This is a genomic window from Acrocarpospora pleiomorpha (genome assembly GCF_009687885.1).
GTDB lineage: Bacteria > Actinomycetota > Actinomycetes > Streptosporangiales > Streptosporangiaceae > Acrocarpospora > Acrocarpospora pleiomorpha.
On record NZ_BLAF01000045.1, the window covers coordinates 38,963 to 58,495 of the forward strand.

At 67.5% G+C, this 19,533-nt stretch carries 17 protein-coding genes; 7 read left to right on the forward strand and 10 right to left on the reverse strand.

Going from position 1 to position 19,533, the window contains the following annotated elements:
• Window position 1: 1 nt before the first annotated feature.
• Window positions 2–3,232, reverse strand: a complete 3,231-nt coding sequence (locus Aple_RS33275) for a CHAT domain-containing tetratricopeptide repeat protein (RefSeq protein WP_170321773.1) — start codon at window positions 3,230–3,232, stop codon at window positions 2–4.
• A 159-nt stretch (window positions 3,233–3,391) separates the two neighbouring features.
• Here Aple_RS33275 and Aple_RS33280 point away from each other — a divergent pair, with 159 nt between their 5' ends.
• The 5 genes from Aple_RS33280 to Aple_RS33300 all read left to right on the forward strand — a co-directional run bounded on the left by Aple_RS33280 (window position 3,392) and on the right by Aple_RS33300 (window position 10,651).
• Window positions 3,392–4,465 carry an MFS transporter gene (locus tag Aple_RS33280; protein WP_170321774.1) on the forward strand — a complete coding sequence of 358 codons (1,074 nt, stop codon included), beginning with the start codon at window positions 3,392–3,394 and terminating at the stop codon, window positions 4,463–4,465.
• Window positions 4,466–4,536: 71 nt separating this feature from the next.
• The gene (locus Aple_RS33285) at window positions 4,537–6,024 is read left to right on the forward strand and encodes a serine/threonine-protein kinase (RefSeq protein ID WP_155348697.1); all 1,488 of its coding nucleotides are present in this window, start codon (window positions 4,537–4,539) and stop codon (window positions 6,022–6,024) included.
• On the forward strand, window positions 6,024–7,355 hold the full coding sequence (locus Aple_RS33290; protein WP_170321775.1) for a serine/threonine-protein kinase: 1,332 nt from the start codon (window positions 6,024–6,026) through the stop codon (window positions 7,353–7,355). Before Aple_RS33285 ends, Aple_RS33290 begins: the two co-directional genes overlap by 1 nt.
• A 1,548-nt stretch (window positions 7,356–8,903) precedes the next feature.
• Window positions 8,904–10,247: a hypothetical protein gene (locus Aple_RS33295; RefSeq protein WP_155348699.1), complete on the forward strand. Its 1,344-nt coding sequence runs from the start codon at window positions 8,904–8,906 to the stop codon at window positions 10,245–10,247.
• Window positions 10,248–10,405: 158 nt separating this feature from the next.
• Window positions 10,406–10,651: a metallothionein gene (locus Aple_RS33300; protein ID WP_155348700.1), complete on the forward strand. Its 246-nt coding sequence runs from the start codon at window positions 10,406–10,408 to the stop codon at window positions 10,649–10,651.
• A gap of 27 nt (window positions 10,652–10,678) precedes the next feature.
• Here the strand turns inward: Aple_RS33300 and Aple_RS33305 are convergent, their stop codons facing one another.
• The 5 genes from Aple_RS33305 to Aple_RS33325 all read right to left on the reverse strand — a co-directional run bounded on the left by Aple_RS33305 (window position 10,679) and on the right by Aple_RS33325 (window position 13,426).
• Window positions 10,679–11,035 carry a YciI family protein gene (locus Aple_RS33305; RefSeq protein WP_155348701.1) on the reverse strand — a complete coding sequence of 119 codons (357 nt, stop codon included), beginning with the start codon at window positions 11,033–11,035 and terminating at the stop codon, window positions 10,679–10,681.
• Window positions 11,036–11,145: 110 nt separating this feature from the next.
• Window positions 11,146–11,616 (reverse strand): VOC family protein, encoded by a 471-nt coding sequence (locus Aple_RS33310; RefSeq protein WP_155348702.1) that lies wholly within the window; start codon window positions 11,614–11,616, stop codon window positions 11,146–11,148.
• A 10-nt stretch (window positions 11,617–11,626) separates the two neighbouring features.
• A complete protein-coding gene (locus tag Aple_RS33315; protein WP_155348703.1) occupies window positions 11,627–12,046 on the reverse strand; it encodes a helix-turn-helix domain-containing protein in 420 nt (139 codons plus the stop codon).
• Between the two features lie 511 nt (window positions 12,047–12,557).
• Window positions 12,558–12,779, reverse strand: coding sequence for a nucleotidyl transferase AbiEii/AbiGii toxin family protein (locus Aple_RS53715; protein WP_246264955.1), 222 nt, complete (start codon window positions 12,777–12,779; stop codon window positions 12,558–12,560).
• Window positions 12,749–13,426, reverse strand: coding sequence for a type IV toxin-antitoxin system AbiEi family antitoxin domain-containing protein (locus Aple_RS33325; RefSeq protein WP_155348704.1), 678 nt, complete (start codon window positions 13,424–13,426; stop codon window positions 12,749–12,751). Before Aple_RS33325 ends, Aple_RS53715 begins: the two co-directional genes overlap by 31 nt.
• A gap of 192 nt (window positions 13,427–13,618) precedes the next feature.
• Here Aple_RS33325 and Aple_RS55755 point away from each other — a divergent pair, with 192 nt between their 5' ends.
• On the forward strand, window positions 13,619–13,741 hold the full coding sequence (locus Aple_RS55755) for a hypothetical protein (RefSeq protein WP_281361633.1): 123 nt from the start codon (window positions 13,619–13,621) through the stop codon (window positions 13,739–13,741).
• Between the two features lie 122 nt (window positions 13,742–13,863).
• Here the strand turns inward: Aple_RS55755 and Aple_RS33330 are convergent, their stop codons facing one another.
• Complete coding sequence (locus Aple_RS33330; protein WP_155348705.1) at window positions 13,864–14,211, reverse strand: peptidylprolyl isomerase; 348 nt, start codon at window positions 14,209–14,211, stop codon at window positions 13,864–13,866.
• Window positions 14,212–14,371: 160 nt separating this feature from the next.
• On the opposite strand from Aple_RS33330, the gene sthA reads away from it, so the two are divergent.
• Window positions 14,372–15,775 carry a Si-specific NAD(P)(+) transhydrogenase gene (gene sthA / locus Aple_RS33335; RefSeq protein WP_155348706.1) on the forward strand — a complete coding sequence of 468 codons (1,404 nt, stop codon included), beginning with the start codon at window positions 14,372–14,374 and terminating at the stop codon, window positions 15,773–15,775.
• Window positions 15,776–15,820: 45 nt separating this feature from the next.
• On the opposite strand, the gene Aple_RS33340 is transcribed toward sthA, so the two are convergent.
• From Aple_RS33340 to Aple_RS33350, 3 genes are read right to left on the reverse strand one after another with little or no spacing between them, the layout of a single operon-like run.
• A complete protein-coding gene (locus Aple_RS33340) occupies window positions 15,821–16,717 on the reverse strand; it encodes a carbohydrate ABC transporter permease (RefSeq protein WP_155348707.1) in 897 nt (298 codons plus the stop codon).
• Entirely contained in the window at window positions 16,714–17,715 is a 1,002-nt protein-coding gene (locus Aple_RS33345; RefSeq protein ID WP_155348708.1) for an ABC transporter permease, read from the reverse strand. The genes Aple_RS33340 and Aple_RS33345 overlap by 4 nt, the downstream gene beginning before the upstream one ends.
• Complete coding sequence (locus tag Aple_RS33350) at window positions 17,702–19,348, reverse strand: type 2 periplasmic-binding domain-containing protein (RefSeq protein ID WP_246264956.1); 1,647 nt, start codon at window positions 19,346–19,348, stop codon at window positions 17,702–17,704. Before Aple_RS33350 ends, Aple_RS33345 begins: the two co-directional genes overlap by 14 nt.
• Between the last annotated feature and the right edge of the window lie 185 nt (window positions 19,349–19,533).

The window sequence follows — 19,533 nt, forward strand, 5'->3', positions numbered from 1 at the left end:
GTCATCGTCCCGTGTACACGTGCGCGGCCCAGAGGCTGGGTACCTGCCGATACCGGTCCCGAGCGGCGCGGACCGCGTGATGCAGCGCTTCAGCCGCCCGCTCGGGGGCGAACCGCTCCCGCGCCGAACCGCCCAGCCGCGCATAGAAGGACTCGGCGATGGTGCGGGCGACGCTGTCGTTGATCTCCCACAGGGTGCCGACGACGTGCGGGAATCCGGCCAGCTGAAAGGCCGTCGCCAGGTGGATGGCCTCGTCGGCCAGGTGGGAGTCCTCGGTGATGGCGGTGCGGCAGGCGGACAGGTAGGCCAGTTGGGCACGGCCGAGCCGTACCCCGCCGAGGCTGGCGACGGTGAGCGGCGCGGTGGCGTGGTCGGCGAGCAGCAGGGTGGAGCGGGTCGGATCGTCGAGATCGCTGAAACCGTGCCCCGCGAAGTGGAACACGCGGCAGTCGGGCAGGTGCCGGAGCACGTTCTCCCTGGTCGGGCGGAGGCCTGCCGATCCGCTGGCGGTCAGCAGCACGGTTTCCGGGAACCTCGCGGCGATCATCGCCGCCTCGTCCTCGACGTGGATGAGCGCACCCGGCACGCCGGGAGTGGTCGGCATGACGACGACGAGCGGCCGGGCGCGCTTCTTCGCGGAGGGCGCTTGACGCGCATACCCCAGCGCCCGAATTGTTGGCGTATAAGAGGAAATAACGCGATCGATTACTGCCTGTCCGTTGGTCGCCCGGTGATACCCGGCCGCGTGCACGGGCAACCTGCCGAGCAGCCCTCCGGACGCCCACCAGACCCTCGGCCACACCTCGCCGACGCCAGGGCAGGCGGTGAACCCGAGAGCGTCCAGGATCGGCGCGGCGACCACGTCCCACAACCACTCCAGGCAGTCGAGCATGCGTTCCCCGCCCGCTTTCCGATCCGCCAGCCGCGACTTCGGATCGAGCGAGTCGCGTAATCCCTGGGTGAACCGCGCGGTCCGATCGGCCAGCAGGTCGAGGTTCAGCTTCCGCAGCGGCACGTGCCTGACGCTGTCCGTGGCGAGCAGGAGCGCGTCACATCGGTGATTGCTCGTGTTGAGTGTGATCACCGGCCCGGCCTCGGCCTGGGCGACCAGATCCGGTACGGCGAGGGGTCGGCCGAAAGCCTCATGGCCCGGGAGCGCGCGGATCTCGGCGAGCACCCGGGTGAAGGCTTCGCCCGCCTCGCGGCGTTCCGCCGAAGGATCGCTCACGGTCGCGATCCCGCTCCGGAACGCCTCGGCGACGTGATCCTCGGGGCGCTCCAGCTGGTCCCGCAGCCGGATGAACTCCTCGGCCAGGTCGGGCCGCCGCGCCGCGAGATCCGACAGGTCGGTCCGGGTCTCCAGCAATTGCCCGAGCAGCACGGAACGCCCGAGTTCGAGCAGGCCCAGAGCGCGGGCCGCCGCGTCCGGCCCGCCGCCGGCCAGCGCCAGCGCCGCCGCGTCGGCGGCCACACCGGTCACCCTGCGGGTGTGCGCGAGCCGGTCGGCGTGGTCCAGACGGCGCGGCATCGTCTCCGGCAACAGCCGTACCGCCGAATCGAGCAGCTCGGCCGCGCGGGCCGGATCATCCGGCGCGGCGAGGCCGGAGGCGAGCATCGCGATCTGGACCCGTGTCGAGGGAGAAGCCGACTCGATCCGAATCGCCTCTTCCAATGCCGTGAACGACTTGTCCCGATCTGCCGGGTCCTCGGTCGCCCGGTAGCGCAACTCCAGCCCCGTGCCCAGGGTGCGCAGCGCATCGGCTTGATCCGGGCGACCGGCCGTCTCAGTCACCGTCGTCTCGGCATGCGCGATGGCGGCGTCGAGATCGGCTGCGGCTCGCGCTTCCTGGAACCGTTCCAGCAGCATGAGCGCGAGATTGTCGCGGAGCACCGGTCGGACCGCGCCGGCCATGCCGCCCTCGGCCAAAGCGGTCTCCGCCGCCGCGATGGCCGCGTCCAGATCCTCGGCGCGACCCGTCAGCTTGAAGCGCTGCCGCAGCGCATTGGCGTAGTTGCCGTGGAAAATCCCATGATTTCGGCCAATGGCCGCTGCCGTCTGGAAGGCGTCGATGGCCGCGTCGAGGCACCTGGCCTCCCGTAACCGTGGATACCGGAGCATCAGCACCGCGCCGAGACCGTTGAGCAGTTCGGCCCGGTACGGGTGGCCAGGCGCGCACGTGGCCACGGCGAGTTCGCTCGCCCGCAGGGCCATAGCCAGGTCGACCAACTCGTTCGTACGCAGGAAGCGGGCCTGCAACGTGCCCGCCAGCAGGTGCAGCCGGTTCGGACGCTCGGGATCGTCCAGGGCCGTCAGATTGACCGAAGCCCGGCGGGCCTCGACCGCTTCGTCCAGATCCGCCTGGGCTCCCGTCCGCTCCGCCCGGCCAAGGAGCGCCTCCGCCAGATCGCTCAGCCGGTCGGCCCGCTCAGCGCCCTCGGCTCCGGACACCGACCCCCGGATCTCCTCGATGGCGTCGTCCGGGGGATCTGTCTGGGACGCCAGAGCGCGCGCGAGATTACTCGCGTACACCCGCATGCCCGGATCGTCCGGACGGGTTAGCCGGATCGCCTCCCGGTAGAAACCGAGCGCCGCGTTCAGGTCCTCGGCCAAGCCGTACTCCTGCGCTCGGTCTGCCAGCGTCTCGGCAAAATTGTTCATGTACCGAGCCAGATTCTGATGGCCTGGCGGGGTCGAGGCCACCACGCTCCGCTGCAGAACGGCCGCGCGTTCCAGGTCGTCCCGGGAGCCGGTCCGCCGATACCGCAGCAGCAGGGAAAGAGCGAAATTGTCCTGGCGGCCCGCGTAGTTCTCATGGTCGCCGGGCGTGTGGAGCGCGATCCGCTCCCAGAGTTCCACGGCATCGTCGAGCAGGTCCGGGTCGTGGACTTCGGTCGACTCCTGGAGAAGATCCTCCGCGGTGGCGACGGCACGATTGGCGAGAAGCGGCAACAACGGCTCCGGGAGATCCTCGTCACGAACGCCGTTGACGTACCCGCGAGCGCAGTAATCGACCGCGGCGCGAAGATCGGAGTCCCGCCGCTCCGCCAGATACCTGAACCAGGACAGCTGGCCCAGCCGGGTCCAACCGACCAGGTCGCGCTCCTCGACCAGTTCGGCCAGCCGACGCTCGTCCGCGAGGGCCTCCGCAGCCATGAGCTCCGCCGTTTCCCCCTCCCGCGCCCGTTCGAGGCGTCGCCGCAGCACGGTGAGCAGCTTCTCCCGTTCCCCCACAGATCCTCCTCACGTCATCGCGATCGCCAGATAATTGTCGTCACGGCAGTGAGCGACGGCCATCCATTGGGGCCAGGCGTGGAAGGGAATCGTGTGCTAGGTAGTGATGTGCGGAACCTCGTCGGATGGCGACTGGTAACGGTATGCGCTGGCTGGGGAGTGTTCTGGGGCGCATGGTCCGGACTGCTCCCCGCCATCAAAGAACAACTCGGCGCATCCACGGCTGATCTCGGATTAGCCCTCACCGCAGTCTCCATCGGCGCGATTCCGGCCATGATGGTCACCGGCCGCCTCGCCCGAGGCCGCGAAAGCCTGGTTCTCGCCCTGTCCATGGCCGGCCTGGCCGCCGTCGCGGTCGTCCTCGGCTTCATCTCGGAGCCGTGGGTTCTCGCGCTCGCGCTCCTGATCCTCGGCGTCGCCAGCGGAAGCGTCGACGTCGCGCTCAACATGGCCACCGCGCGCGGCGAACGCGTGACCGGCCGGCGGCTTTTTCAGCCGGTCCACGCCGCCTTCCCGGTCGCCGTGATCGTCGCCGCCCCCGCCGCCGGATTCGCTCGCGACCTGGGCATGTCCACCCCGGCCGTCCTCACCTGCGCCGCCGCCCTCGTCCTCGCCGCCGGTCTGGCCGCCGTACGCCTCCCGCTCGGTCCCCCCACCCAACAGGAGGACAACGAGAAGAAGCCCCGCCCCGGCCTGTGGGGAATCGGCGTGGTGCTCGGCCTGCTCGGCGCCTGCCTGCTCATCGTCGAGAACGCGGTCGAACAATGGTCGGCCATCCTCCTGGAGGATCACCTCAGCGCCGGCCCTGTCCTGGCCGCCGCCGCCCCCGCGACCTACATGGCCGCCCTCACCACCGGCCGCCTGATCGCCCAAGCCCTCCCCACCCTGACCACCCGAACCCTCTTCCTGATCGCCGGACTAGGCGGTTCGAGCGGAATAATCCTGGCCGGCTTGGCGACCACCCCCTGGCTCAGCCTGACCGGATTCGGCCTGTCCGGCCTCGCGTTCGCCCCCCTGATGCCCGCCATCCTCAGCGACGCCGGCACCCGCGACACGACCGGCGCCATCGTGACCACCGTCTCCGTCGTCTCGTACACCGGATTCGTCATCAGCCCCCTCGCCGTCGCCGCCCTGACCCTGGGACTCCCACTCCCGTACGCCCTGGCCTGCCTGGGCGTTCTCGGCCTCCCCCTGCTCACGGTCGCGATCCGCCCGATAACCCAACGCGACTAACCCCGCAATACCGCAGTAACAGCCCGGGCAATCCGCAAAGCACCCGAACGGGATTTCGCTATCCTCCCGCTATGGCCGAATCGATCGGGGAAAGACTGGCCTCTCGTTACCTCCTGCTCCGTCCTCTCGGTTCCGGCGGTATGGGTACGGTATGGCTGGCGAGGGACGAGACGCTTGACCGCGAGGTCGCGGTCAAGGAGTTGCGCTTCCCCGACGGGCTCGAGGAACGCAAGCGGGCCGAACTGGTCGCCCGGGTGATGCGCGAGGCGGAGGTCACCGCGCGGTTGCGGCATCCGTCGATCGTGGGCGTGCACGACGTGCTCGTCGAGGGCGGCAAGCCGTGGATCGTGATGGAGCGGCTGCACGGCCGCAACCTCGCCGAGGAGGTCAGGACGCACGGCCCGCTGCCGGGCGCGCGGGTGGCCGAGATCGGGGCCAGGATGCTGGAGGCGCTGGCCGCCGCGCACGCCCTCGGCGTGCAACATCGCGACGTGAAACCCGGCAACGTGTTCCTGACCAGCGACGGCCGCGTGGTCCTCACCGACTTCGGCATCGCACGCCCCGCCGACACGACCGCGCTGACCGGCGACGGCATGCTGATCGGATCGCCGGGATACATCGCGCCGGAACGCCTCTCCGGCGAGCCCGGCGGCCCGGAATCCGACCTGTGGTCGCTCGGCGCGACCCTCTACCTGGCCCTGGAGGGCACACCCCCGTTCAAGGGGTCCCAGGTGGAGGTCCTCTACGCGACCATCTCCCAGGACGTCCCCCTGCCCAGGACCGCCGGGCCGATCGGCCCGCTCTTACGCTGGATGTTGTCCCGCGATCCTGGCGCCCGCCCGGAACCGGCCGCCGCGCTCGATCTGTTCCGGCAGATCGCCCGGGGCGGTATGCCGGATGTGACGATGCCCATGGCGGCCCGGCAGCGCCGTACCCGCCGATGGCTGGTCGCCGCCGCGGTGGCGGTCCCGCTCCTGGCCGGAGCCGCGTTCGTGGTCCCCTGGGGCGGCGAAGACCCGCCCGCGCGCCGCTCCTCGCCGACGTTCGCCACGGCCGTCGATCTCTGTACGGCCCTGCCCGCCGCCGAGATCACCTCCGCCCTGGGCCGGACCGCCCCCGGACGGAAGATCGAGAAAGGCTGCCAGTGGACGGTCGACGGCACCGGCCTCCGCATCGACCCGCAGACCGACTCCGACACCCCCGACCCCTGGGCGCTGACCGCCGACTCGGCCCGCACCCTCTTCGCCGCACTGCGCCGCCGAGCCGACAACGGCCTCCGCGAGGGCCAATTCATCTGGTACGAAATCGGCGCAGACCGCAAACAAGAGGTCGTGATCTCCCGCCCCCGGACCCTGCCCGGCGTCGGCGAGGAAGCCTTCGCCAGCGACGTGAGCTCCACCGACGGCCGGGTGCTCAGCAACCTGATCTTCTTCCGCCTGGGCAACCTGGTCGGCAAGATCGAGTACGCGGATCTGGGCACCCGCACCCCCGAGCAGATCCGCGCCGCGGCCGAACACGCCGCTGCCGTCGCCGCCGACACGTTGTGGAGCCGGGCGTAGTGAACCTGCTCGCCGGCCGATATCGGCTTGTCGAACCCCTGGGCCAAGGTGGCGAGGGGACCGTCTGGCGCGCCCACGACGAGCTGCTGCGACGCGAGGTCGCGGTCAAGCAGATGCGCGTCCCGGCCCGTCTCAGCCCCGGCGAGCTCGCCGAATACACCGGCCGCGCCCTGCAGGAAGCCCGCGCGGCGGGACGGCTCAGCCACCCGTCCATCGTGATGATCCACGACGTGGTGCCGCACGACGGGCAGCCCTGGATCATCATGGACCTGGTGCCCGGCACCTCCCTGGACAAGCTGCTCCCGCTGCCGTCCAACCGGGTCGCCGAGATCGGGCTGTCGATCCTGGACGCGCTGGCGCTCGCCCACCACAACGGAATCCTGCATCGGGACGTGAAACCCGCGAATGTCCTGATCGGGGAGGACGGCCGGGCCATGCTCGCCGACTTCGGCATCGCCGCGCCGCTCGGCTCCGATCCGGCCGACAGTTCGGGGTCGCCGGCGTACATGGCTCCCGAGCGGTTCCGGCGAGAACCCGCGGGCCCGCCGTCGGACCTCTGGTCGCTCGGCGCCACCCTCTACACCGCCGTCGAGGGCCGCGGGCCCTTCCACCGGGAACTCCCGGCCGCCGTGCTCGCCGCCGTCCTCATGCACGAGCCGCCGCCGATGATCCGCGCCGCCCCCGGGCTGGCCCGCGTGATCCTCGCCCTCCTGGACAAGGACCCCTCCCGCCGCCCGCCCGCCCCGGCCGCGCGGCACATGCTGCAGTCCCTGCTTCCGCCTCCTGTTGTCGTACGGCCGAGAAGAACGGGACGGTTGGTCGCGATCGGCGCGCTGACCGTGGCTCTTGGTGTCGCGGCGGGGCTTGCCGCCTGGAATCTGGGCAGTGATCAGGACACGCCGGGGCGTTTCGCGGCCCTGCCGGATCCGTGTGAGGGGCTGACCAACCGGCAGGCGAACGAGCTTCTCGGTGATGGTGCGGATCGGGGTGAGCCGGACGGGGGTAGTTGTGGGTGGGCGCAGCACCGTACCAACACCACGCTGACCGTCACCTACCACTTGAACCCCGCCGAGAACCAGGCCGCGCGCGCGTTTGACGGCTACCGTTCCGGTGGGGCGGCCGAGGACTTCACGCTCGCCCAGGGCGCGTTCACCAGGAACATCAGCGAGCCCGGAGTCACCGGCACGTCCGTGTGGTTCCGCCAAAGCAATCTGATCGTCGAAGTGGCCTACCGGCAGTCGGGCGTCGCCTCGCCCGACGCCTCCGAGCGATCACCCACCTGGCGGGCCGCCACCCACGCCGCCACCCTCGTCAGCGTCGGCCTCGGCTAGCCGTCTCCCACCCTCCAGGAGCCCTTCATGACCACACCGCCGAACACCCCATGGGACCCGTTCAAGCCTCCGCCGCGCCGCGCCCTGAACGAACCCAACCCGGACCCCCGCGCCTACTTCCCTCCACCGCCATCCCCGGACCCTCCACCTGAGCCACCCCATGACTCCCAGTCCGGCCGGCCACCCGCCGAGACCGAGTCCACCGAACCCGGCTCGGAATCAGCTTCCGGGTCCGAGCCTGAGTCTCTTGCGCCTGAGTCGGCTGAAAGTCGCTCTTACGGCGGCCACGACATTTCGCGTACGGCCTCCGAAGAGAATGATCACCGAGAAGATGCGACCAGAAGGCTGGACGATTCCGACTTGCCCTTCGGTCCGCCTCCTGAGCCGAGCCGGGGTCGTGTATCCGAGCCAGCGCCCGAGGACACCTCCGCGCAGCAGTCGGCCCGAATCCTGCGCCCGAATTTCGGGCGAAACGCGGATGACCATCCAGAGCCCGCCGCGGACTGGCCCTCATTTGACGTGCCGACGACACGAGCCGCGGGCGGGTACTTTGGCGCCCCCGCGGAGTTCCGACCTGAAGAGCGGACTGATCCGTCCATTGAAAACGCGCCCGGCCTGAGTCCAGCCGGCCATTTTGTCCCACCTTCGGCGTTCGGGGCAGCCGAATCTGTTGACCACACCCAGGATTCGGACCCTGACACCCGCCCGGTTGAACGTTTGCCTTCGGGCCCGATCCCTTGGCCCTCCGCTGCCGACCCGGGTGAACGCCCCGAACCCCGCGCCGCCCAGAACGCGGAAGAACCATGGCGGGATGGACCACCGTTACCGCCCCCGCCAGGCCAGCACGAACCGCCCTTCACCCCCGGCTGGCCCCAACCATCGGCGTCCAACCCTCGCGACGAGCCGACCAAGCTCCACGAGCTTCCCGTCTACACGCCCCCACAGGTACTCTCCGGCTCTCCCGCTGAAGGATCTTCCACAGGTCGGGAACCGGACGTGCCCGGATCATGGCAGGGTGGCCGTCCCCAGCCGGATATGTCAGGGCCTTGGCCGGGTGGTCCGCAGTCACCGGACGCGCCCGGAGCTTGGCCGGGTAACCATCAGCAGCCGGATGCATCAGGGCCTTGGCCAGGCAAGCCGGATTTTCAGGGAGGCCCTCCGTCGGCGGACACGCCGGGGGCTTGGCCGGGTGGTCCACAGTCACCGGACGCGCCCGGAGCTTGGCCCGGCAACCCCCAGCAGCCGGATGCGCCTGGATCCTGGCCGGGCGGGCCACAACCGCCGGACGCGCATGGGCCGTGGCCGGGTCCTCCGCAGGCGGGCGCGCCAGGGCCATCTGGGCCACAATCGCCTGATACGCCTGGACCTTGGTCGGGCAGCGCACAGCCTCCCCCTCCTTCGGGAGCGCCGTGGCACCCGTCCGGGCAGGATGCTGGGCCGTACCAGGTGGGAGGCCAGTGGCAGGGGTCCGGCAGCGGGCCCTGGCCGGGGACCACGCAGCCGGGCGGTGGCTGGCAAGGGCCGCCGCGGAAACGGCGTGGCTGGGTTGTGCCCGTCCTGGCGCTGGTCGTCGTGCTCCTGGTGGCCGGCGGCACTTTCGTGTTCATGAAGGCCCAGGCCGGCGACCAGACGCCGGTCGCGGCCACGTCCTCCGGCAGCGCGGCCCCTTCGGCGACTACCTCGGCCGCCGCGAACACGGGTACCAACGCCGACGTGTGCGGCATGCTCGACCCCGTCGAAACGGAACGCCTCGTCCCCCAAGCGAAGATCGACTCCCGTACCAGCGACAACAGAGCCGACACGATCGTCAGCTACGTCCGCTGGACCTGCACCTGGGCAAATCGCAATATTTCCTACCGCGACGTCACCCGCAGCCGTGAGATCGTCGTCAACGTCGCCCGGTACGAAGCCCTAGGCGAGACCACCGCCGAGAAGGCCGCCAAAATCCAGTTCAACGGCGAACTCAGCCAATACACCTACGGCGGCAACAACTCCACCCAAGAGCGCTACTACTCCAAGCCCACCAAGTTCACCGGCGTAGGCGAGGAGGCCATCGCCCAATACCAGCTGGTCCGCGAGAAGGACTACCACTATTCCTTCGGCCAGGGCATGGGCCGCGTCGGCAACATCACCTTCCAGGTCAAGTACGAGGCGAGCCAGCAGCACAAGGAAGCCGACCTCTTCTCCACCGAGACCAAACAGTCGATCACCGAAGCGAACGCGATCCGCGAGGTCAAAGTCCTGCTCGAGCAGCTGGCCCAGTCGGTCACCGCCTGGCAGCAGGGCAAACCATCCCCCTTCGCCGGAAAGGCCCGCCCCAGCCCTACCCCGACGCCCAGCCCCAAGCCCGTACTCATCGACCTGCCCCCGCACTGCGTCGCCCTGAACCAGGTCGCCGCCGAACTCGTCCCGCAGACCAAGGGCGAGGCGGCCACCAGCAAGGACGGCAAGGCCGAACACATCCAGTGCCAGTGGTGGAACGACAAGATGCCGGTCGCCGACGGCAAGATCCGCTGGCGCAACCTCATGGTCAGCGTCCGCGAATTCCCCGACGCCGACTCCGCCCGCTTCTTCCTGATCGACAAACGCGGCAAGACCAAGTTCACCGCGAGCTCCAGAATCGGCGGCATCGCCTGGAGTAAGATCACCAAACTCCCCGGCATCGGCGAGGACAACTACGGCCAGGCGATCAAACAGAAGACGGACACCGCCTACTCGGCCCGCTACGAGATCTACGCCCTCCAGGGCACCCGGGTCGTCTACATCCTCTTCGGCGGCAGCGACCGCCCCGCCGACACTCCCATCAACAATCCCGACTCCACCCTGATGGACCTCCGCGAGGCCCTGAACGGCGCGAAAACCACCATCACCACCGTGCTCAAAGCCCTATAACGCCAGCAGCCGCTTCGTCTCGGTCCGGTTATGGGCCGAGACGAAGCGGCTGGCGGCAAACAATTCCCCCAAAGCCCCCAAGCGTTCCGCAAGGCCGTTCTCCCATCCTCCTGAAACGGGTACCAAACCCGCCGTAAGCATCGACATCAGGGGGAACCATGGCGGCCTGCGAAGTATGCGGCAACGACTACGACATGACATTCGAGATCCACGCCCAGGGCGTGGTCCACACCTTTGACAGCTTCGAGTGCGCGATCACAAAGATGGCACCCATCTGCGAGCACTGTTCCTGTCGCATCGTCGGCCACGGCGTCGAAGACGAAGGCAGATGGTTCTGCTGCGCCCACTGCGCCCGCAAGGCCGGCGCCACCGCCATCGTCGACCGCGTCGGCGCCCACACCTGATCCGCACCTGATCCGCGAAGCCGCGAATCAGGGCGAAGCCTCGTGCAGGATCGGCCAGAACTCCACCTGGCCGAGGGCGGCCGCGGGCAGTTCGGCGGCGATCTCCAGGGCGCGGGCCTCGTCCGCGACGTCCAGGAGGTAGGTGCTGGCCAGGTACTCCTTAGCCTCCAGGTATGGCCCGTCGGTGACGACGGGCATACCATCCCGGACGCGAACGGTTTTCGCTTCGGTCACGTCGGCAAGGCCGTACGCGCCGAGGAGCTCACCGGACTTCATATGTTTGGCGTTGAACGCATCGAACTCGGCGATCATCGCCTCGCGCTCGTCGGCGGGGAACGAGTCCCAGAATTCCTTGTTGCCGTAGATGATCAGAAGAAACTTCATGACATCGACCCTAGCCCCGATGGGGCCAGGCGACCTGCGGCAACCAGCCGTTTTGAGGCCTGCCTCGTGAGGAGTGGCGTTCCCGGCGGTGGGATTTCTTCTGGCGGCAATCAGTCGTTTTGAGGGCTGCCTCCCCAGCGCGCGATATCCCCCTCGTCGACCTCCCGTGGTGTCTCGGCCAGTTGGGTGATGCGGATGTGGTTGCCGAAGGGGTCACGGAGCGCGCAGTCGATGCCATACGGCTGGACGACGGGTTCCTCGGTGAACTCGACCCCCCGCGCCTTCAGCGTTTCGTAGGTCTTCTGGCAGTCGTCGGTCGTGAGGATGGCCGCGACACCCATCGCGCCCTTGGTCACCAGGTCGCGCACCTGGGTGGCCACTTCAGGGCTGAGCGCCGGCGGACCGGGCACCTCCAGCAGGATCGCACGGCCGGGGTCGCCGGGCAGCGCGATGGTCAGCCATCGCATGAAGCCCATGTCGACGTCGCTGGCGACCTCGAACCCGAGCTTGCCGACATAGAAGTCCAGGGCTTCGTCCTGGTCGAGCACGCGTACAGAGTGAATGCTGATTTGTTTGAACATGCTGCCCAGGCTAGGGGCTGGCCCCAAATCCGGCTTGTCCAAAACTGCTCGGTCTCGACCAGGCCTTCACGAAGCAGATCGGCGCCGAGAGCGGCACCGCCTTCGCACGAAACTCGGTAGGCGAGGCACCGACGATCGACCGGAACGTACGGGTGAAGCTGCTGAGACTCTCAAACCCAACCTCACGCGCCACATCGGTGACAGGCACCGCTGTCTCCCGCAGCATGGCCATAGCCCGCTCGATCCGCCGCCGCTGCAAGTACCGATGCGGCGTCTCCCCGAAGACCGCCCGAAAGGTCCGACTGAAGTGCGCCGCCGACATGAACGCGACGGCAGCCACCGCAGGAACATCCAGCGGCTTCGCATAATCACGATCCATAGCATCCCGCGCCCGCAACAGCCGCCGATTCTCATCCTCCTGCGGACTCATAACCCCCACCACGCCCCACCTCCCACACCCCGACGCCAGCCCAAACGCCTCAGCTCATGGTAGGACCATCCGTCAGGAGGCCACGTGGAGCCGGAGCTCACCCACTTTTCGCGGGTGAACTCCTGGGTAGCGGGACCATCCCCGCATGCGCTGGAGAGCACGAAAAGATCGCCGAGCTCGACGAAAGCATGCTGGGACCCTCCCCGCATGCGCGGGGAGCACCGCACCCATCACGCCTCGGTTTGCTGCGTGTAGGGACCATCCCCGCGCGGGGAGGACAGGTCGCTCGGATGCGATGTGGGTCTGACTTCAGGCTCAGTTCCATGTTTGCGTTCGGCCTCCCAAGTACGCCCAGCAGCTTGACCCTCCACGAGAGGGTCCGCGAACGCGACGACAAGATCTGCCAGTTCGGCGAAGCTCTGCGGGTGAGCGGCGCCAGCCGGACCTTGTCGTCGTATCCAGGCTGAGTACGAGGACTGCCGTCGCACGGGCAGATCGCTGATTCGAGAACTCAGCGGTTCGCGTAATCCCGGTCCCGAGTATTGAGGGCACCGGATACCGCCGTGACGACTTTCTCGGCGATGACCGTGGCGAGAGGGCATCCGTACACCTGGAAGCTCCCACCGGCCAACTGCTGGGGATAGTCGATGAGCTGAGGCGCGGGTGTGATCGGGTCGCCGAAGCTGACATCCAGCTGGAGCTTCAACCGGGCACGGGCAATGTTGGAGGCCATGGAGAGCCGGAGCCCGTGATATTCATCGTCCTGGCGTAGGCCAGCACCGCCTCGACCGCTGGACGGATCACTGGCATCGCGTTGAGTTTCTCGGCCATATCTTGAAGGTCATTGACCGCGGAACCACCGCGGGTGCGTAGATACCGGCCGAGCGCGGAGAGCGCCAGGCTCTCTCCGATCAGATGGCGATGCCGCATCGCGTCGACCACACTCCGAGGGGCGCTGTACACGGGAATCTTTTCTCCGGGGGCGGCTTGGAACTCTTCGCGGCCGAGGTCGAAGGTGCCGGCCGCGTACTGGGACACCACAACAGGGGGATAGGAAATCGATGGGCGATGACTGCCGCGGGCCACAGCGATGTGGACAGCGGAAGGTATGTCGTCGATGAGCTCGTGAAGTACAAGGGCCGACTCCCCGCAGATGATCGCGCGGGGTACCCGCGTGCACACGGCAAGCAGATCAAGGTGGGCGGTTTCGGGAGCATCCGCTTGGCGGTAGACCCCTCGCGACAGCTCATCGAGCCTTCCACCAGCTACCAGCAGGGCAAGGCTGCGGGAGGAGACTCCAGCACGATGCGCTTGGGCAGCGGTAAACGTGGGCGGCAACGCCGCCAACCGTTCAAACGCCCGATCCTCCCCTGGCCCCATGCATCAAATCCTACCCATCGACCTAGGTGAGGGGTAGGATTTAATACATCAAGAAGTACGCTCTATTGGATGAAGAGCGGCCAGTGGCCGAACAGTGGGTGCCATCACATTCTGTGCGACTGAGCGGTTTGCGGCGCCGTCGACGCACCGCCCGGCGAGCTGGGCGAAGCGGGGAGGAGGGGCTATCCCCGCGTGCGGGGAGCACCCTTCTGTGCCGACAAGGGCCTGGACCAGCGCAGGGAGCACGACACGACGCCGCCGGCCGCGTCCATGTACAAGGACCATCCCCGCGTGCGCGGGGAGCACACTCGCTGACCTGCACATTTAGTTGCAGTAATGGTGGGTTTTGAGCACTTTCAAGGAATTGGACATTTCGGACGCAGCTAATCGCCTTGGTGGAATATGTCGGTGGTTGGATTGGATTCAGGCGAGATGCTCTACGGCTCGAAGGCGACCAACCGGATGATGACGTACCCATCCCCGTCGGCAACCGGCGGGAACGTCGTGCCCGGGACGGCCTTGAAGATTTCGGGATGTTCGTCGCGGGTGACCACGCCGAACATGTCGCCGGGGATCGTCATGCCGAGCGAGTCTGCGCGCTTGGCGGCCGCGTAGAAGCTTCCGCCCGTCTCCAGTTCGGCCCCGATCGACGCCGCCGCCCACTCGTCGGCAAGCCGGATGAAGGCCACCCGAGCCCGCTCGGGCTGGGCGGTCTGAGCGGTGAGGTAGTCCTCGATCTCCCAGATGAGCAGCTCGCCGAGGTATTCAGGGGTGTCTCTCCACATAGCTGGGATCTTTCCGGTACGCGCTTGACGATTGCTTGTCCCTCGATTGCACCCGCCGGATATTTCCAACGAAGTAGCCATCAACTCACGAATCGTCATTCGTCAGGTGAAGGGCGGTCAGGGTCTTCACCCTACTGCGCTCACGGCTCACACTTGCGGTGTGAGCGACTTTGATGTGCTTGTACTCGGCTCCGGACCCGGTGGGCAGAAGGCCGCGATCGCCGCGGCCAAGCTGGAACGCCGGGTGGCGATCGTCGAACGACGGAACATGATCGGGGGAGTGTGCATCAACACTGGCACGATCCCCTCCAAGACCATGCGCGAGGCCGTGCTCTATCTGACCGGCCTCAGCCAGCGCGAGATGTACGGCCGCAACTACCGAGTCAAAGAAGAGATCACCATCGCCGACCTGACAGCCAGGACCCAGCACGTGGTCGGCCGCGAGGTCGAGGTGATCCGCAACCAATTGTCCCGCAACCACGTCACCGTACTCACCGGATCAGGGCATTTCGTGGACCCGCACACGATCGCGGTGATCGACGACCACAACCGGGAGACGAAGGTCACCGCCGATAAGATCATCATTGCCACCGGCACCCGTCCGGCCCGCCCGGACACGGTGGAGTTCGACGGCAACACGATCATCGACTCGGACGGCATCCTGCAATTGGAGCACGTGCCGGACTCGATGGTCGTGGTCGGCGCGGGCGTGATCGGCATCGAGTACGCTTCCATGTTCGCCGCCCTCGGCACCAAAGTCACCGTGGTCGAACGGCGCGACCGCATGCTGGAGTTCTGCGACCTTGAGGTGATAGAGGCGCTCAAATACCACCTGCGCGACCTCGCGGTCACCTTCCGCTTCGGCGAGACCGTGGCCGCTGTGGAACGCCGCGAGCGGGGGGCGCTGACGATCCTGGAGAGCGGCAAGAAGATCCCCGCCTCGACCGTCATGTATTCGGCCGGCCGCCAGGGCATGACCGAGAACCTCGCCCTCCAGACCGCCGGCCTGGCCGCCGACGGGCGCGGCCGGATCACCGTCGACGAGTTCTACCGCACCTCCGTCAAGCACATCTACGCCGTCGGCGACGTCATCGGCTTCCCCGCCCTGGCCGCCACCTCGATGGAACAGGGCAGGCTGGCCGCCTACCACGCCTGCGACGAGCCGGTGAACGCGATGAACCTGCTCCAGCCGATCGGCATCTACACCATCCCCGAAATCAGCTTCGTCGGCCGCACCGAGGACGAGCTCACCGACGCCAGCATCCCCTTCGAGGTCGGCATCTCCCGCTACCGCGAACTCGCCCGCGGCCAGATCATCGGCGACACGTACGGCATGCTCAAACTCCTGGTCTCCGCCGAGGACCGCTCCCTCCTGGGCGTCCACGTCTTCGGCACCGGCGCCACCGAACTCATCCACATCGGCCAGGCTGTCATGGGCTGCGGCGGCACCATCGACTATCTCGTCGACGCGGTCTTCAACTACCCCACCCTCGCCGAGTCCTACAAGGTCGCCGCCCTCGACGCCATGAACAAACTCCGCCGAGTAGCCCGCTTCGCCGACTGACGACTGATCGAAGTCAATGACACCTATGCGGAAGGCTTCCAAAAGCTAGCCCTTCACCGCGCCGATGATGACCCCCTTCGTGAAGTGTTTCTGGACGAAGGGGTAGATGATCAAAACGGGCACCAGGGCGACCACGATGATGGCCATTTTGATGGCCAGGTTGGGGGGAAGGGCGCCGGCGGCGGAGTCGTACGTGCGGGTGTTGGGGACCAGGTCCATGCCCTGTTGCACGTACTGGCGGAGGATGAGCTGGAGCGGCCATTTGGAATTGTCGTTGATATAGAGGACGGCGTTGAAGAACGCGTTCCAGTAGCCGACGGCGTAGAAGAGGCCGATGACGGCGGTGACGCCTTTGGACATGGGGAGGACGATGCGGCCCAGGATGCGGAAGTCGCCGGCGCCGTCGATGCGGGCGCTGTCGATGACCTCGCCGGGGATGTTCATGAAGAAGGCACGCATCACGACCAGATTGAAGGCGCTGATCGCGGACGGCAGGATCAGCGACCAGTAACTGTCGATCAGGCCGAGCTCCCGGACCATCAGGTAGGCGGGGATCATGCCGGGGGTGAACAGGAAGGTCAGCAGGAACAGGAACAGCAGCGGGCGGTGGAACAGCGAATTGGTGCGGGACAGGCCGTAGGCGGCCAGGATGGTGAGGCCCAGGCTGACGGCGGTGCCGACGACGGTGACGCCGGTGCTGACCAGGACGGCGCGGGTGACGACGCCGCCGCCGAAGAGCTCGCGGTAGGCGTCCAGGGACAGGTCGGTGGGCAGGGTCACCAGGCCGCCGGCAGCGGTGACGGCTGAGGCGGTGGACAGGCTGGTGAGGATCACCACGTAGATCGGGTAGATCATGACCAGCACGATGACGGTGAGCGTGAAGCCTTTGAGCGTCAGCCCGAAGAGGGTGGGCCGCTCCTGCCAGGTCGGTCGGTTATTCATGATCGTTTGTAGATTCCCTGTTCGCCGAACCTGTGCGCCACCTTGTTGGCGATCACGATGAGGATGAGGCCGACGACGCCCTTGAACAGGCCCGCTGCGGCGCCGTAGCTCCACGCGCCGGTCATCAGGGTGCGCCAGTAGACGAAGGTGTCGAGCACTTCGGCCGCGTGCGAGCCGACCGCGTCGCGTTGCAGGAAGAACTGCTCGAAGCCGACGTTGAGCGCGTCGCCGAGGCGCAGGATGAGCAGCAGCAGGATGACGGGGCGCAGCCCGGGCAGGGTGATGTGCCACATGCGCCGCCACCGGGACGCGCCGTCGACGGCGGCGGCTTCGTAGAGGTTCTGGTTGATGGCGGCCAGCGCGGCCAGGAAGATGATCGTCCCCCAGCCCGCGTCCTTCCAGACCGACTCGGCGGTGACCAGGACGATGAACGCGTCCGGGTTGGTCATGATGTCCCAGGGTTCGTGCCCGTGCTGCCGCAGCGTCTGGGCGAGCAGTCCGGCGCCGCCGAGGATCTGCTGGAAGAGGCTGACCACCAGTACCCAGGAGAAGAAGTGCGGCATGTAGACGATGCCCTGGATGAACAGGCGCAGCTTCCGGGAGAGCACGCTGTCCAGCAGGATCGCCAGCGCGATCGGGATGGGGAAGTAGAAGATCAGCTGGAATGTGGTGATCGTGACCGTGTTGCGGAGGGCCTGCCAGAACTCGGGGTCGGACAGCAGCCACTGGAAGTTGTACAGACCCACCCAGGGGCTGCCGCTGATCCCGTCGTACGGGGTGTAGTCCTGGAAGGCGATGACGTTGCCCAGGGTCGGCACGTAGTGGAAGACCAGCACGAGGCCGACCGCTGGGAGCGTCATCACCAGGAGCTGCCAGTCCCGCCGCAGCCGCGCGAGGAAGGGCATCTTGCGGCGAGGGCCGGGGCCGGCGGGTGAGGTCAGGTCACCCGCCGGTCCCGAGTCTGTACGGCTCCGCGAGCGGCTCCTAAGCACGGCCATTGTCGGTGAGGACCTTCTGGTAGAACTCGCGGCCCGCGTCGCCGCCGCCCTTGCGCCACTCGTCGATCGCCTGGGACAGCGTGCTGACGTCGCGGCGGCCCCGGATGATGTCGGTCACCTTGTCCTCGAAGGGTTTCACCGCGGCGGTGAAGTCGCCGGGCTCCTGCACCCGGATGCCGTCGAACGGGTCCTGGTGCCGGACCTGCACGGCCGAGTTCCACCAGGTGGTGGCGGCCTGCACGTAGTTCGGGTGGGCCTGCGACTCGAAGATCGGGTCGATCCGCCCGCCGAGCCAGACGTAGCTGCCGACGATCTCCTTGGGGCCGAGCTCGGTCTGCTGCGGCGCGCCGCTCGCGTCGCGGGTGAAGTGTTTGCCCTCGACGCCGTTGTTGAACAGCAGCTGCTCCTGGGTGCCGAAGGGGGAGGAGAAGTAGTTGAACAGCCCGAGCAGCTCCTCGATTTTCTCCTTGGGGGTGCCCTTCTTGATGAAGGTGTAGCTCGGGTCCTGGTTGACCCGGTATTCGGGCTTCCCGCCGTCCCCGCCGAAGATCGGGAGGGGTTCCATCCAGAAGCCGGGGTCCTCCTTGGACATCTGGATCAGCGTCTCGGCCCAGAAGCTGAAGCCGTCCGAAGCCACCAGGATCTGGCCGGACTTGAACAGCTCCTTGGCGTCGGCGGCCTGCTTGGCGGACAGCACGTTGGGGTGCACCAGACCGTTGTCGACGACCTTGCGCATCCACGCGACCGTGGCCTCGTACTCCGGCGTCTCGTACGCGTGGACGAGCTTGCCGCCCTCCTTGCGCCACTTGCGCGGCACCCGGAAGATCTCGCGCATGATCTCGAAGATGTCGCTGAATGCCCAGCGCTTCTCCTTGGCGTCGGTGATCTGCTTGCCCATCTCGAACAGCTCGTCGGCGGACTTGGGGGCGCCCAGGCCGAACTTGTCCCAGAGGTCCTTGCGGTGGAAGAGCACCAGGCCGAACATGGGCGTCGGCCAGGCGGGAACCGCCTTGAGCTTGCCGCCGAAGACCGAGTACTGCCAGGCCAGTGTGGGAATCGCGGCCAGCGCCGGATATTTCGACGAAATATCGCCCGCCAGGTACGGCGTGAGGTCCTCGAACAGCCCGTCCACGGCCTTGGAGTAGTCCGGCACGGCGGTGAGCGCCCACCCGGGCACGGTGGTCACGTCCGCGACGTCGCCTCCGGCCAGCAGGGTGGGCAGCTTCTCGTGGATGGTCATGCCGTCGAGGTAGTTGAAGTCGATGGTGGCGCCGATGTCGGTGTTGACGGCGTCGTAGTAGGAGTTGCTGCCCAGCGGCGGCGGCAAGGGGCTCCAGGTCGGCACCATGACCTTGTAGGTGCCGCCCTTGCCGGGCTTGGCGGTGATCGAGTCCACGAGCGTGGCCGGATACTTGAGGAAGCCGTCCCGGCCGAAGCCCGGCACGCTGCTGGTGATGTCGGGCTTGACGAGCTGGAGCGGGACGTACTTGGGGACCAGGGCGGTGAGCTTGTCCATGGCCGCGGCGGTGGCCTTGGCCGCGCCCGGCTTGGGCCCGGAGGGGGCCGCGCAGGCGGATAGGGCGGTAAGGGCGACGAGCCCTAAGAACCCGCGCCTGGTGGGGGATTGCGTCACGACGCGCTCCCTTCCTTTAGGTTCGTACGTGCGAAGAGGGGTGTTGGAGAACGACATCCACGCGATAGAGTTAGTTCGTCTTTCGACCAAACAAATTAGTCCAGGGTTGCGGTTACCACAAGGTTTCGCTCCCGGCGGGACCCTCGGGACCCGATCACAGATTGATGACAGAGGCCGGATCGGGG

Bases quoted from the DNA above. Each gene is read 5' to 3' on its own strand.
- Aple_RS33285 (WP_155348697.1), top strand. From the start codon at position 4,537: ATGGCCGAATCGATCGGGGAAAGACTGGCCTCTCGTTACCTCCTGCTC.
- Aple_RS33300 (WP_155348700.1), top strand. From the start codon at position 10,406: ATGGCGGCCTGCGAAGTATGCGGCAACGACTACGACATGACATTCGAG.
- Aple_RS33305 (WP_155348701.1), bottom strand. From the start codon at position 11,035: ATGAAGTTTCTTCTGATCATCTACGGCAACAAGGAATTCTGGGACTCG.
- Aple_RS33310 (WP_155348702.1), bottom strand. From the start codon at position 11,616: ATGTTCAAACAAATCAGCATTCACTCTGTACGCGTGCTCGACCAGGAC.
- Aple_RS33315 (WP_155348703.1), bottom strand. From the start codon at position 12,046: ATGAGTCCGCAGGAGGATGAGAATCGGCGGCTGTTGCGGGCGCGGGAT.
- Aple_RS53715 (WP_246264955.1), bottom strand. From the start codon at position 12,779: ATGGCCTCCAACATTGCCCGTGCCCGGTTGAAGCTCCAGCTGGATGTC.
- Aple_RS33325 (WP_155348704.1), bottom strand. From the start codon at position 13,426: ATGGGGCCAGGGGAGGATCGGGCGTTTGAACGGTTGGCGGCGTTGCCG.
- Aple_RS33330 (WP_155348705.1), bottom strand. From the start codon at position 14,211: ATGTGGAGAGACACCCCTGAATACCTCGGCGAGCTGCTCATCTGGGAG.
- Aple_RS33340 (WP_155348707.1), bottom strand. From the start codon at position 16,717: ATGAATAACCGACCGACCTGGCAGGAGCGGCCCACCCTCTTCGGGCTG.
- Aple_RS33345 (WP_155348708.1), bottom strand. From the start codon at position 17,715: ATGGCCGTGCTTAGGAGCCGCTCGCGGAGCCGTACAGACTCGGGACCG.